The following is a 12,714-nucleotide window of genomic DNA, read 5'->3' as shown; positions in this document are numbered from 1 at the left end:
CCGTCGGCAGCCTGACAGGCGGCGAGCGTGGGGTCATCCCCTTCCAGATTTCGTGCGGCCACTGCTTCATGTGCGATCAGCAGCTCTTCACCCAATGCGAGACCACCCAGGTGCGTGATCAGGGCATGGGGGCCGCGCTGTTCGGATATTCGGAGCTCTACGGTGAAATCCCCGGTGGACAGGCGGAGCTGCTCCGCGTCCCGCAGGCCCAGTTCACCCACATTAAAGTGCCTGTGGGACCGCCGGATTCGCGCTTCGTCTACTTGTCTGACGTGCTGCCGACCGCGTGGCAGGCGGTGGCCTATGCCGACGTCCCGGATGGTGGCTCGGTGACCGTGCTGGGGCTGGGTCCCATCGGGGACATGGCCGCACGCATCGCCGAGCACCTGGGCTACCGCGTCATCGCCGTCGACCTGGTGCCCGAGCGGCTCGCCCGCGCCGCGAAGCGCGGCATCCACACCGTCGACATGAGCCGGCTCGACTCCTCGCTGGGTGACGTGATTCGCGACCTGACCGACGGCCGGGGAACCGACTCCGTCATCGACGCGGTGGGGATGGAGGCGCACGGATCCCCGGCCGCCAAATTGGCGCAGCAGGTTGCCGGATTGCTGCCCGACGCGCTCGGCAAGCGGGTCATGCAAACCGCCGGCGTGGATCGCCTCAGTGCCCTGTACTCCGCCATCGACATCGTGCGGCGCGGCGGCACGATCTCGTTGAGCGGCGTGTACGGCGGGATGGCCGACCCGTTGCCAATGCTCACCCTGTTCGACAAGCAGGTGACCCTGCGGATGGGGCAGGCCAACGTGAAGCGCTGGGTCGACGACATCATGCCGCTGTTGACCGACGAAGACCCGCTCGGCGTCGACAACTTCGCCACTCACGTGCTGCCCCTCGACGAGGCCCCGCACGCCTACGACATCTTCCAGAAGAAGCAGGACGGTGCGGTAAAGGTCATACTCAAGCCGTGATCCGCTATGCGCCAAGGCTTTCCAATGAGTCACGGCGGCGTGGGGCGTCGTGCTCAGTTTGACGGCCGGGTAAGCAGGGTATTGATTGCGCCATGACCACCGCAGACGCGCTCGCTCCCACACCCACCGGAGAGGTGTGGCCGGGCAGGGCCTACCCGCTGGGGGCGACGTACGACGGCGCTGGCACCAACTTCGCCGTGTTCAGCGAGGTGGCCGAGCGAGTGGAGTTGTGCCTGTTCGACGCCGAGGGCGTCGAGAGCCGCGTCACTCTGCCGGAGATCGATGGCTTCATCTGGCACGCCTACATCCCCAACATCGAACCGGGCCAGCGCTACGGCTACCGCGTGCACGGTCCGTTCGACCCGGCCGCGGGGCATCGGTGCAACCCGAACAAGCTGCTGGTAGACCCGTATTCGAAAGCCATCGACGGCTCGTTCGAATGGAATCAGTCGCTGTTCAGCTACAACTTCGGCGAACCCGACAGCCGCAACGACGACGACTCCGCGGCCAGCATGCCCAAGTCGGTGGTGATCAACCCCTACTTCGACTGGGGTAACGACCGGCCGCCGGACCATCAATACGCCGACTCGGTCATCTACGAGGCGCACGTCAAGGGCCTGACCCAGACCCACCCCGACATTCCCGAGCCGCTGCGCGGCACCTACGCGGCGGTGGCGCACCCGGTGATCATCGAGCACCTCAAGGACCTCGGCATCACAGCCATCGAATTGATGCCGGTGCACCACTTCGCCAACGATTCCACCCTGGTGGACAAGGAGCTGTCGAATTACTGGGGCTACAACACGATCGGATTCTTCGCACCCGACTTCAAGTACTCCAGCGCTACCACCCCGGGCGGGCAGGTCCAGGAGTTCAAGGCCATGGTGCGCTCGCTGCACGAGGCCGGCATCGAGGTCATCCTCGACGTGGTCTACAACCACACGGCGGAGGGCAACCACCTCGGCCCGACCCTGTCGATGCGCGGCATCGACAACGCCGCCTACTACCGGCTGGTCGATGACGACAAGCAGTACTACATGGACTACACCGGCACCGGCAACAGCCTCAACGTCGGGCACCCGCACGCGTTGCAGCTGATCATGGACTCGCTGCGCTACTGGGTGACCGAGATGCATGTCGACGGCTTCCGGTTCGACCTGGCCTCGACGCTGGCCCGCGAGTTCTACGATGTCGACCGGTTGTCAACGTTTTTCGAACTCGTGCAACAGGATCCGACCGTCAGTCAGGTCAAGCTCATCGCCGAGCCGTGGGACGTCGGCCCGGGTGGTTACCAGGTGGGCAACTTCCCGCCGCAGTGGACCGAGTGGAACGGGAAGTACCGCGACACCGTCCGCGACTTCTGGCGCGGCGAGCCCTCCACCCTGGACGAGTTCGCCTATCGGCTCTCCGGATCGGCGGATCTCTACGAGCACACCGCCCGGCGGCCGGTGGCGTCGATCAATTTCGTCATCGCCCACGACGGCTTCACGCTGCGTGACTTGGTGTCCTACAACGAGAAGCACAACGAGGCCAACGGCGAGGACAACAACGACGGCGAGAGCCACAACCGGTCCTGGAACTGCGGGGCGGAGGGGCCCACCGACGACGAACAGGTCAACCAGCTGCGCGCCCGCCAGCAGCGCAATTTTTTGACCACGCTGCTGCTGTCCCAGGGCGTGCCGATGATCTGCCATGGCGACGAACTCGGTCGTACCCAGAACGGCAACAACAACGGCTACTGCCAAGACAACGAACTCTCCTGGATCGACTGGGACAACGCCGATAGCGGTCTGCTGGAATTCACCCGGACGGTGTCGGCGCTGCGTGCCGAGCACCCGGTGTTCCGCAGGCGCCGCTTCTTCTCCGGCAAGCCGCTCGGGCGTCGCGGTCAGGACGGGCTGGCCGACATCGCCTGGTTCACCCCGGAAGGCACCGAGATGACGGAGGAGGACTGGGGGGCGGGCTTCGCGAAATCCGTCGCGGTGTTCCTCAACGGCCACGGCATCCCCGACCGCGATCCGCGGGGGCAACGGGTGCTCGACGACTCCTTCCTCCTGTGCTTCAACGCCCACTACGAGCCGATCGAATTCACCTTGCCGCCAAAGGAATTCGGTGCGTCCTGGCGCCTGGTGGTGTTCACCGGCCCCGAAGAGGCCACGCCGGCCGACGAGGTGCCCGGGGGAGGTATTCTCACCGTCGACGCGCATACCGCGGTGGTGCTGCAGGCGCCCGACGGCGGCTGAACACCTTGACACAAACCCGCCCGAACGTTACGTAACGCGCCGCCTGCCGATACGCTGTGGCTGCAGCGGGGTCGTTACAGGAGAGGGCGAATATGTCAAGGACAGTGGTGATCGGCGCCTCCAGTGGGTTGGGGCGCTGCATAGGCGTGGGTCTGGCGCAGCGCGGCGATCAGGTGGCGCTGCTCGCCCGGCGCCGGGAGCGCATCGAGGCCGCGGCCAAGGACGCCGGCCCGAACGCGATCGCCGTCGAATGCGATGTCACCGACCAGGCATCCTGCCGCGCGGCCATCGACCAAGCCGCCGACGCCCTCGGCGGTATAGACAACATCGTCTACACACCCGCCGTCGGGCCGCTGGTCCGCATGGTCGACACCGACGCCGACACGTGGCGGCGCATCTTCGACACCAACGTCATCGGCGCATCGTTGGTGACGGCCGCGGCGGTGCCGTACCTCACCGCGTCGGCCGGAAAGGCGGTGTACCTGTCCTCCGACGCCGGCACTTTCGGGCCGCCGTGGCCGGGTCTGGGCGCCTATGGCGTCAGCAAGGCCGCCCTGGAACGGCTGGTCGAAGCCTGGCGAGCCGAACACTCCGACATTGGCTTCACCAACCTGATCGTCGGGGAGTGCGCGGGCGGAGAGGGTGACGGCCAGACCGGCATGAACGAGGGCTGGGACATGGACCTCGCGATGAAAGCGGTCCCGCTGTGGTCGGCGCGCGGCTGCATGCCCGGCAAGCTGATGCCCGTCGAGGACCTCGTCGACGTCGTCCACACCATCCTGCGCACCAACTCCTCGACATCGATGCCGCTCGTGGTGGCCCGCGGGGCGCCGGCCAGCCCCGCCGCGTTCGCCGAGATCAACCAGTCTTAACGGCGGCCGAGCTTCTCCTTGGCCAGGTCGGTGAGGAAGCGCGCCGTCGACGTGGGCCGGAACGCCAGGGCCGCCTCGGTCAGCGCGTCACGTGATGCGGTGGGCAGTTCGATATCGGCGGCGGCGACGTTGAACTCGAGCTGCTCGACGCTGGAGGCGCCCGGAATGGCGACGACGCCCGGATAGCTGATCAACCAGGCCAGTGCCACCTGCGCCGGCTTGGCGTCGACGTCCTTCGCGACGTCGCGCAATAGCTGCAGGAGTGGCTCGACGCGGCGCAGATTCTCGGTGCCGAACAGCGAGTTCACCGCCCGCACGCCGCCTGGCCGGTTGTCGACGCCGTACTTGCCGCCGAGCAGGCCCTGTTCCAGCGGGCTGTAGGCGATCACGATGCGGTTCTCCCGCTCGGCGAAGGGCACGAGATTCTTTAGGGCCTTCGGGAAGGCGAGCGAGAAATGCACCTGGTTGCTGATCACCGGCCGGCCGAGGGCGGCGTCGGCCTTCTGCCACCGCTGCAGCGAATAGTTCGAGACGCCGGCCGCGCCGATCTTGCCGCTGTCCAGCAGATCACGCATGCCCGGCATGATCACCGAATCCGGCACCACCGGGTTGGGTTGATGAACCTGGTACAGCGGAATGCGGTCGAGCCCCAGCCGCCGCGCGCTGGCGTGGGCGCGCTGCTTGACCACGGCGGGGAAGGGAGCGACCGGCATGATCTTGCTGGCCACCGCGACGTCCGCGCGCTGGTCGCCGAGGGCCTCGCCGAGGATCCGCTCACTTTTGCCCAGGCCGTACACCTCGGCGGTGTCGAACAGCGTCACCCCCATGGCAAGAGCGCGGCGCACGATGTCGCCGGCCGCGCCGGCGGCGTAGCTGTCTCCGTAACCCCATTCGCGGGAACCGAATTGCCAGGTGCCCAAGCCGATCCGGCTGACCCGGCCGACCCCGTCGACGTCGACAAATTTCATGGGCTCAGCCTAGTGGCGAATTGTGGGCGGCTCAGCCCGGAATCTTGCCGAGGATGTAGTTGGCGATGCTGACCGCGGCCGCGCGGGGCGGCCCACTGTCCGTGGTGCCGTTGGCGGACACGTTCAGGTCGATGACGACGTTCGCCTTGGCGGCGATCGCCCGCGCCGAGCGCACCTGAATGGCCTTGGGTGTCAGGTCCAGGGTGGTGATGCCGTTGCCGGCATCGGTGGGCGCGCCCAACGACATCGGGATCGGCCGCCCGCCGGGAGCGGTCACGGTGACGGTATAGCCGCCGCACTGGTGCCATCCTGACAGCAAGCTGGCAAGCTGCGCCTGGGCGGCGGCCGGATCGCGAAACGCCGCTACGCCCTGGATGACCTGCATCGACTTCAGCATGCTGCGGGTGTCGGTGAATTGCCCGGCGTGATATCCGGCCAGCGCCCCCGGGGCGTAGGCGTCCGGGCTGCCGGCAGCGATGCTTCCCCAGCACTCCGGGCGGTCGATGCTGCCGTCATCCGCGGGGCGGCCGGGGCTGTTCCAGGTCGGTCCGACGTCGAGGTTCGCATCGCCGGTGATGTTCCGCAGGGCATCGAGCCCGGGCAGCAACGTGGCGATGGTTTCCGGCGGAACCGTGGGAGGCGGGGGCCCGGCCGCCGTGCTGGACCCGGGAGGCGTCCGGTTCGGGGAGGTCGAACCGGACAGCGTGGCCCACCCGGCCAGGGCAACGACCGCCAACAGGATGAAGATGTACGACAGCGTCACGCCCACCAACGCGCGGTCGCGGCCGAGTTCGCCGGTGCGGCGGATCTGCGCCAGGCCCAGATGTCCCAGGATCGCTCCCGCGGGTGCGAAGAGGAAAGCGAACACCAGCGAGAGCGTCGCCGCCGTGTTGACCGGCGGGCGGTAGGGCGCGGGTGGCGGCGTGAAAGGCGAGGGCGCCGCGGCGGGCAGCTCGTCGGGCAGCTCCTCGTCGGGCGGCGGGACGCGGCCGAGCGGGTCATAGCTGAGCGGGTTTTGCCAGTACGGGTCCTGCGGATTGGTCACCCCAGTGCCTCCTTAGCGGGGAGAACCTGCCCGAAATGTAGCTGACGAGGGCGCTGGGGCAAACCCGTCACAGGCGCGGTTTGGCGATGCCGACTACGTAGGGCGCGTGCGCGAAGGTCAGGTAGACCCGATGCGGCCCGATGGCCATGCCCGAGAGCTGGGCCGCCCGGGCGGCGGGAGGCAGCCCCGACCGGTAATCGATGGCGCGCAGCACGGGGATGTGACCGTCCGGAAAGCCGGTGAAGCATGCCGCCTCCAGCGTCACCAGTTCGCGGTCGGTGGCGGCATAGATCCTGGTGTCGTCCGTACCGAGTTCGCGGATCGGGGACGGTAACCGCGTGCTGGCCAGCACCTCCAATCCCTTTCCGCCGCGGCGCGAGTCGACGGCGTGCAGGGTGTCGTCGTCGCGGCCGGCAACGTAGCTGCGTGTCACCGCGGTGCCGTCGCCCGCCGAAACCGCAACGTCGAAGTCCAGTGAACCGCGTTCCGCCGCGGGCGACGATGTGCCCTGGAAATGGCGGATGCCCGACGAGCCGAACAGGTGGTAGTCGAGCTCGCGGCCGCGATTGGCGCCGTCGATGGTGTCCGCGCTCTCGCCGGTGATCGCGGTGGGGAGCTTGCGGTAGCCGTACTGATCCACCGGCGTCACCGACTTCCCATCCGCCGACAGCGCAAGCAGCATCCGCAATCCGGCATCCTCGGTCAGGTAGGCCGGCGCCGGTCCCGCATCGAAATCGTTGACCTGGCGCAGACTTTCCAGGTCGACCTCCGCCACCTTGCCGCGCTCGGGCTGTGGCACGAACACCAGCCGCTCGTCTTTTCGGCTGATCTGCAGATTGCGCCCGGACGCCATGGGCGCGGAAAACCGCGTCTTGGCCTCTGCGCCGTGATCGCCGGCGCTGACCTCAGCCAATCGGTGATCGTCGGTGAGCGCGACCAACGCGTTCATCCGGTACGACCACACCGGCTCGTGCAACGCGGCGCCTGCCTGCCAGAGTTGGACATCGGGCGCGGATTCCAGCGACGCTCCGGGGCGCGAACAGCCCGTGCTCAGCGTGGCGGTCGCGAGCACACCGGCGACTCCGCAGCGCAACAGAGCCCGGATGCGGTGGCGAGTACGGGAATCCATTTCGGCGTCCATCGACCGCGAGCTCCTTTCGCTGTTTGTCCAGTACATACCCCCCGCGGCCACGGCCACACTCCGTTTGACGCCCGGATTCGTCGGGTAGCCGTTGACGGAGCGCGCACAGCCTTGCGCGTCGAGCCAAAGTAGATGGGAGGGACACTGTGGCACCGACCGCCATCAAGTCGCCCACCGACGTGGTCGACTTCCTCGTCAGTCAGCACGAGCAGATCAAAGCGATGTTCGCCGAGACACTGGCGGCGTCCGGAAAAGCCCGCGAGAAGGCCTTCGTCGAGCTTCGGCGATTGCTCGCCGTGCACGAAACCGCGGAGGAGGAAGTCGTCCACCCCCGCGCCAAACGAAAGATCTCCGACGGCGCCGCCGTGGTGGACAAGCGCCTCCACGAAGAGCACGAAGCCAAGACCGTTCTGCAGAAGCTGGAAAAGCTCGACGTCGACAGCGAGGACTTCACTCGCGAATTGACGAAGCTGCGCGACGCGGTCATCGAACACGCCGAGCACGAAGAGAAGGACGAATTCGCCAAGCTGGGTGAGGAATTGAGCGGCGAAGAGCTCGAACGCATGGGCCGCGCCGCCAAGCTCGCCGAGGCGATTGCGCCCACCCGCCCGCACGCCGGGGTGGAATCCCAGGTGGCCAATCTGGCCGCCGGACCGTTCGCGGCGATGCTCGACCGGGCTCGCGACACCATCATCGGCAAAGGCTGACGCAGCCACCCCTGGCGTGGTACCCCCGTTCGTTGGGGGAGCGGGGGTACCCACGCCCTTCAGCGCACCATGGCCGCAACATCGAACGCACCAGGGGCCGACCGCTACCTTCCGGAGGAGCGGGATCTCGACGCGCGGCGCGATGCGGCCGAAACATGCCACGGCTGTTCACTTTTCGAAGATGCCACCCAAACGGTGTTCGGCAACGGGAATCCTGGGGCGCCGATCATGTTGGTGGGTGAGCAACCCGGTGACCAGGAGGACCGCGCCGGCGAGCCGTTCGTAGGCCCGGCCGGACGGTTACTCGCCCGCGCTCTCGACGATGCGGGCGTCGACCCGGCGCTGGTTTATGAAACCAACGCCGTCAAGCACTTCAAGTTCACCCGCAAGGGCGGCAAGCGACGCATCCACCAAAAGCCCGGCCGCACCGAAGTGGTCGCGTGCCGACCATGGCTGATCGCCGAGATCGAGGCGGTGCGGCCCAAGGTTATCGTGTGCCTGGGTGCGACGGCCGCACAGTCATTGCTGGGGAACACCTTTCGGGTATCCACCCAGCGTGGCCAACGACTGCTGCTGCCCGCGTCCGTCGACGTCGACCTCACACCGGAGCCGATCGTCGTGGCGACGGTGCACCCCTCGTCGGTGCTGCGCGACCGCAGCGACCAACACGCTCAGGTGTACAACTCGTTCGTCGACGACCTGCGCAGCGCGGGCGCGAGCCTCTCCGGGCGCGGATGAGTTGACCCCTGAAGGTCAACTCTTCTTGTGCGGCAAGAACTCCTGTGCTTTGGCCTTCAGGCCGACCTTGACGAAGCCCACCCGGTCCTCGTCACCGGAGAGCACCGCCGCGGTCGCCGACTTGAACTGTTCCCAGGTGGCGTGCGGCGGGATGGGTGGCATGTCGGGGTCGGTGTGAACGTCCAGCACGGTGGGGCGGTCCGCGGACAACGCGTTGCGCCAGGCGTCCGACAACTCCTCCGGGTCCTTGATGGCCATCGCGTTCAGGCCCAAGCTGGCCGCGAACGCGGCAAAGTCGATGTCGGGAAGGTTCTGGGACTCCGCGAATTTCGGCGCGCCGGCCATAGCCCGCATTTCCCAAGTGACCTGATTCAGGTCATTGTTGTGCAGGATCGCGATGATCAGACGCGGGTCTTTCCACTCACTCCAGTACCGCTTGATCGTGATCAGTTCGGCCATGCCGTTCATCTGCATCGCGCCGTCACCGCTGAACACGATGACGGGCCGGTCCGGGTGGCCGAACTTGGCGCCAATTCCGTACGGAACCCCCGGACCCATCGTGGCAAGGTTGCCCGACAGCGAGCCCCGCATGTTGCCGCGGAAGCGCAGATTGCGCGCATACCAGTTGGCCGACGAGCCGGAATCGGCTGCGACGATGGCATTTTCGGGCAATTGCGGCGACAGCTCGGAGAACAGCCGCAGCGGATTGACCGGGTGGGCGCTGACCATGGCTTCCTTGTCCATGGTCTCCCACCAGCGGGCCACGGTCTTCTCGATGCCCTCGCGCCACGAGCGGTCCTCCTTGCGGCGCAGGTGTGGGATCAGCGCCCGCAGTGCGGTCTTCGCGTCGGCAACCAGGTTGACCTCGAACGGGTAGCGCATGCCGATCATCCGGCCGTCGACGTCGATCTGCACCGCGCGGGCTTGACCGAATTCCGGCAGGAATTGCGTATACGGGAAGCTCGAGCCGACGGTCAACAGCGTGTCGCAGTCGCGCATCATCTCGTAACTCGGCCGCGTCCCCAACAAGCCGATCGAGCCGGTGACCCAGGGCAATTCGTCGGACAGCACGTCCTTGCCCAACAACGCCTTCGCCGCGCCCGCACCGAGCAGGTCGGCGACTTCGGCGAGCTCTTCGTGGGCGCCGCGGGCGCCGGAGCCCACCAACATGGCGACCTTCTTGCCGGCATTCAGCACATCGGCGGCGCGCGCGATGGCGGTGTCATCCGGAGCGATTTCCGGGTACTCGATGCCGAGGCTGGAGGGCACCATCTTGAACGCGTGTTCGGGCGGGGAGTATGGCAGCTCCTGGACGTCGCTGGGGATGATCAACGCCGTCGGGGCCCGCTGGGTCATCGCGATCCGAATCGCGCGGTCGAGCACGTTGGGCAATTGTTCGGGGACGGTGACCATCTGGACGTAGTCGCTGGCGACGTCCTTGAACAGGGTGAGCAGGTCGACCTCTTGCTGGTAGTTGCCGCCCATCGCGCTGCGGTTGGTCTGGCCGACGATGGCCACCACCGGAACATGGTCGAGCTTGGCGTCGTAGAGGCCGTTGAGCAGGTGGATCGCGCCGGGGCCCGAGGTGGCGGCGCAGACCCCGACCCGGCCGGTGAATTTCGCGTAGCCGACCGCCTCGAAGGCGCTCATTTCCTCGTGACGCGACTGGATGAATTTGGGTTTGTTGTCCGCGCGTCCCCAAGCCGCGAGCAGGCCATTGATGCCGTCGCCGGGGTACCCGAATACATGTTCAACGCCCCACGCCCGCAAGCGCTCTAGCAGATAGTCGGAAACCTCTTTTTTGGACATGTTTTCGCTCCTCGGCAGACGGTCCTACTGTGCTGGCGGATGGGCGTGTGTGGCTATTGTTTGAACCACCTGCGTGGCACCGTTGTCGGGTAGCGGACCAGCCGATAGCGGCCGCCGCTGACCGATATGACCCATGCAGGCTGCCGCCGCGAGGGCGACTTGGGCACTTCCCACAGCAGCCCGATTACCCGGATTCGGCGGTCCTATTCGGCAGGTCAGGCGACTCTCAGCCAGTTTTCAGCTGGTGGAAGTGAATGGGTCAGGCCGACTTGCGCAGGGCGGACGGTCCACCGGCGCTGTGGCCCTTTGCCACCCGCCGGATCAGCATGCGGGTGGCCTTGTCCAGGATCTCCTGCGCGACGTCGGGTTTGCGGGCGCGTTCAGCACGGCGCACCGCCGCGGCGATGGTCAGTCCTTGCTCGTAACCGGCGACGACGCGGGGGTCGACGTACGAACCGCGCGCCACGGCCGGGGTGTTGCCCAGCTCCTCGGCCACCTCTTTCATCACCGCGGATTCGACGCGCTTGGCGACCCGCTGCGAGACCGCCGGGTCGGCATCGGCGAACGCCGCGGCTGCGAGCACCGTCCCGTGCCACGTCCGCAGGTCCTTGACGGTGTACTCGTCGCCGACCAGTTCTTTGAAACGCTCGTTGAGGTCGGCTGCACGCACATCGAGCCAGCCGGATGAGATGCGGCACACCAGCAATCGCTCGGTGCGCTCAGGGCGGCGCATCAGGGCGCGCACCGCGCGCACCACTTCGGGGTCCTCGATTTCCACGGTGCGCCGGACCCCGCTCTTGGCCGGGAAATCGAACGCGACGGCATCGCGCCGGACCACCACGTGTTCGCACAACAGGGTGGACAAACCGTAGGACTCGTGCTCCTCGGCGTATTGCTCGCCGCCGGCGCGAAAGTACCCTCGATCGAGCAGCCGCAGCGCGAGCGCCAGCACCCGCTTGCGGGTCAAGCCGCTCCGCGCCAGATCTTTGGCTATCTCGGCGCGCCAGAACGGCAGTCGCGCGGACAGTTCCAGGACGCGGTCGAACTTCTCCTCGGCGCGTTCCTGTTGCCAGAGGGAGTGGTACAGATACTGCCGCCGCCCGGCGGCGTCCACGCCCACGGCCTGGATGTGGCCGTTGTTGTACGGCGCTATCCACACGTTCTTCCAGGCAGGTGGAATGACGAGATCGTTGATGCGCTGCAGGGTTTCCGGATCGGTCAGCGGCTTGCCATCCGGTCGGTAATAGGCGAAGCCTTTACCGCGACGCTTGCGCGCGATACCCGGCTTGCTCAGCACGCTCCGACGCAGCCGCATTTTCCGCCCTCCAGTTCTGGTAGCTGACTGCACAATTACCCGCCGGAGAAGTTGTTCACACCGTCGGAGAGCGCGGGCCCGACGCGGCAACGACCCGCCACAGCGCTGTGGCGGGTCGCGTCGGACTCCAATTAGCCGGCCATGAACTCCTGGTAAGCCGACTCCAGGTTCGGCGGCAGGGCGGTGACATTGCACTGCCGCTCGGTGTCGCCGATCGGTGCCAGGATGCCGCGCAGGTCGTTGTACTCCTGCGGGTGGCCGGTGAAGTAGCCGCGCAGGCTCGATTCAGCCTCTGGCCGCGGTTGCCCGTAGGCGGCCGTCACCACCTGGTTCGCGCTCGGATGTGCGGCCAGATACTGCTGGGCGGAGCCCTCCACCGACGAGACGGTGTTGTTCACCCCGGCTGGGCTGCAGTCGGGTGCTGCGACCGCCGATGGCGCACCGACGAAGCCCATCGCCATTCCCCCGAGCAGGCAGCCGGCACTGATACCAGCCACTTTCCGGCGCGCGACGATATCGCTAATTTTCATGATCTTTGTCCTTCGAAACGAAAATGGTTTCTGTGCGAGAGGCTCCCGATCCTCGGAATCCAAAGTAGCGGAAGCCAACAGTGGCGGTATTCGCTGATGTTCGTCGACGACGAAAGCCGGCGGACGCTACCTCCTTTCCGGGGGTCGTTTGCTAAGCGATGAATCACAGGAGGGACGAATTTTTAAGAAAACGTCCCGGATCTTAAGGAATCATCAGCCGGATCGTGACGTGATTGTTATTTGAAATCCGGCGGATACAAGGTGTTCGGCTGCGACCGCAGCCCACCTGGTGCCGCGCACATCGCTCGCCCACCATCCACTTGCGTGACGCGGACACGGGCGTTTGATCGGCCGCGCGACGGGAACGCCCTAGTTGCC

11 protein-coding genes are annotated in these 12,714 nt (G+C 66.7%); 5 read left to right on the top strand and 6 right to left on the bottom strand.

Annotated features, from left to right (window positions below; all coding sequences use genetic code 11):
- The 3 genes from A5753_RS06275 to A5753_RS06265 form a co-directional block, all read left to right on the top strand.
- On the top strand, positions 1-968 hold a 968-nt coding region (locus A5753_RS06275; RefSeq protein WP_067124543.1), incomplete at its 5' end, for a zinc-binding dehydrogenase.
- 92 nt (positions 969-1,060) lie between these two features.
- The gene (glgX, locus tag A5753_RS06270; protein ID WP_067124537.1) at positions 1,061-3,211 is read left to right on the top strand and encodes a glycogen debranching protein GlgX; all 2,151 of its coding nucleotides are present in this window, start codon (positions 1,061-1,063) and stop codon (positions 3,209-3,211) included.
- Positions 3,212-3,315: 104 nt separating this feature from the next.
- Entirely contained in the window at positions 3,316-4,083 is a 768-nt protein-coding gene (locus A5753_RS06265; protein ID WP_082971188.1) for an SDR family oxidoreductase, read from the top strand.
- Here A5753_RS06265 and A5753_RS06260 read toward each other — a convergent pair.
- The 3 genes from A5753_RS06260 to A5753_RS06250 all read right to left on the bottom strand — a co-directional run bounded on the left by A5753_RS06260 (position 4,080) and on the right by A5753_RS06250 (position 7,237).
- Positions 4,080-5,051 (bottom strand): aldo/keto reductase, encoded by a 972-nt coding sequence (locus tag A5753_RS06260; RefSeq protein WP_067124531.1) that lies wholly within the window; start codon positions 5,049-5,051, stop codon positions 4,080-4,082. The two genes, A5753_RS06265 and A5753_RS06260, sit on opposite strands and share 4 nt — an antisense overlap.
- Before the next feature lie 31 nt (positions 5,052-5,082).
- Complete coding sequence (locus A5753_RS06255; protein ID WP_067124528.1) at positions 5,083-6,096, bottom strand: sensor domain-containing protein; 1,014 nt, start codon at positions 6,094-6,096, stop codon at positions 5,083-5,085.
- A gap of 67 nt (positions 6,097-6,163) precedes the next feature.
- Positions 6,164-7,237, bottom strand: coding sequence for a hypothetical protein (locus A5753_RS06250; RefSeq protein WP_067124525.1), 1,074 nt, complete (start codon positions 7,235-7,237; stop codon positions 6,164-6,166).
- 146 nt (positions 7,238-7,383) lie between these two features.
- Here A5753_RS06250 and A5753_RS06245 point away from each other — a divergent pair, with 146 nt between their 5' ends.
- On the top strand, positions 7,384-7,944 hold the full coding sequence (locus A5753_RS06245; RefSeq protein ID WP_067124522.1) for a hemerythrin domain-containing protein: 561 nt from the start codon (positions 7,384-7,386) through the stop codon (positions 7,942-7,944).
- 69 nt (positions 7,945-8,013) lie between these two features.
- The gene (locus A5753_RS06240; RefSeq protein WP_067124520.1) at positions 8,014-8,682 is read left to right on the top strand and encodes a UdgX family uracil-DNA binding protein; all 669 of its coding nucleotides are present in this window, start codon (positions 8,014-8,016) and stop codon (positions 8,680-8,682) included.
- A gap of 15 nt (positions 8,683-8,697) precedes the next feature.
- Here A5753_RS06240 and A5753_RS06235 read toward each other — a convergent pair whose 3' ends face one another.
- From A5753_RS06235 to A5753_RS06225, 3 genes are all read right to left on the bottom strand, one after another.
- Entirely contained in the window at positions 8,698-10,491 is a 1,794-nt protein-coding gene (locus A5753_RS06235) for a thiamine pyrophosphate-requiring protein (protein WP_067124518.1), read from the bottom strand.
- Between the two features lie 259 nt (positions 10,492-10,750).
- A complete protein-coding gene (locus A5753_RS06230) occupies positions 10,751-11,806 on the bottom strand; it encodes a DNA topoisomerase IB (protein WP_067124516.1) in 1,056 nt (351 codons plus the stop codon).
- A 131-nt stretch (positions 11,807-11,937) separates the two neighbouring features.
- Positions 11,938-12,336 carry a heme-binding protein gene (locus A5753_RS06225; RefSeq protein ID WP_067124514.1) on the bottom strand — a complete coding sequence of 133 codons (399 nt, stop codon included), beginning with the start codon at positions 12,334-12,336 and terminating at the stop codon, positions 11,938-11,940.
- Positions 12,337-12,714: the final 378 nt, after the last annotated feature.

The organism is Mycobacterium sp. 852002-51971_SCH5477799-a (assembly GCF_001667145.1).
Lineage (GTDB): Bacteria > Actinomycetota > Actinomycetes > Mycobacteriales > Mycobacteriaceae > Mycobacterium.
The sequence above is the reverse complement of the archived record's forward strand: the minus strand, read 5'-3'. Positions and strand labels throughout refer to the sequence as shown.

What these genes read in the sequence shown, in the direction of transcription:
- A5753_RS06250 (WP_067124525.1), bottom strand. Translation starts at nt 7,237, where the DNA reads ATGGACGCCGAAATGGATTCCCGTACTCGCCACCGCATCCGGGCTCTG.
- A5753_RS06225 (WP_067124514.1), bottom strand. Translation starts at nt 12,336, where the DNA reads ATGAAAATTAGCGATATCGTCGCGCGCCGGAAAGTGGCTGGTATCAGT.
- A5753_RS06240 (WP_067124520.1), top strand. Translation starts at nt 8,014, where the DNA reads ATGGCCGCAACATCGAACGCACCAGGGGCCGACCGCTACCTTCCGGAG.
- A5753_RS06260 (WP_067124531.1), bottom strand. Translation starts at nt 5,051, where the DNA reads ATGAAATTTGTCGACGTCGACGGGGTCGGCCGGGTCAGCCGGATCGGC.
- A5753_RS06230 (WP_067124516.1), bottom strand. Translation starts at nt 11,806, where the DNA reads ATGCGGCTGCGTCGGAGCGTGCTGAGCAAGCCGGGTATCGCGCGCAAG.
- glgX (WP_067124537.1), top strand. Translation starts at nt 1,061, where the DNA reads ATGACCACCGCAGACGCGCTCGCTCCCACACCCACCGGAGAGGTGTGG.
- A5753_RS06235 (WP_067124518.1), bottom strand. Translation starts at nt 10,491, where the DNA reads ATGTCCAAAAAAGAGGTTTCCGACTATCTGCTAGAGCGCTTGCGGGCG.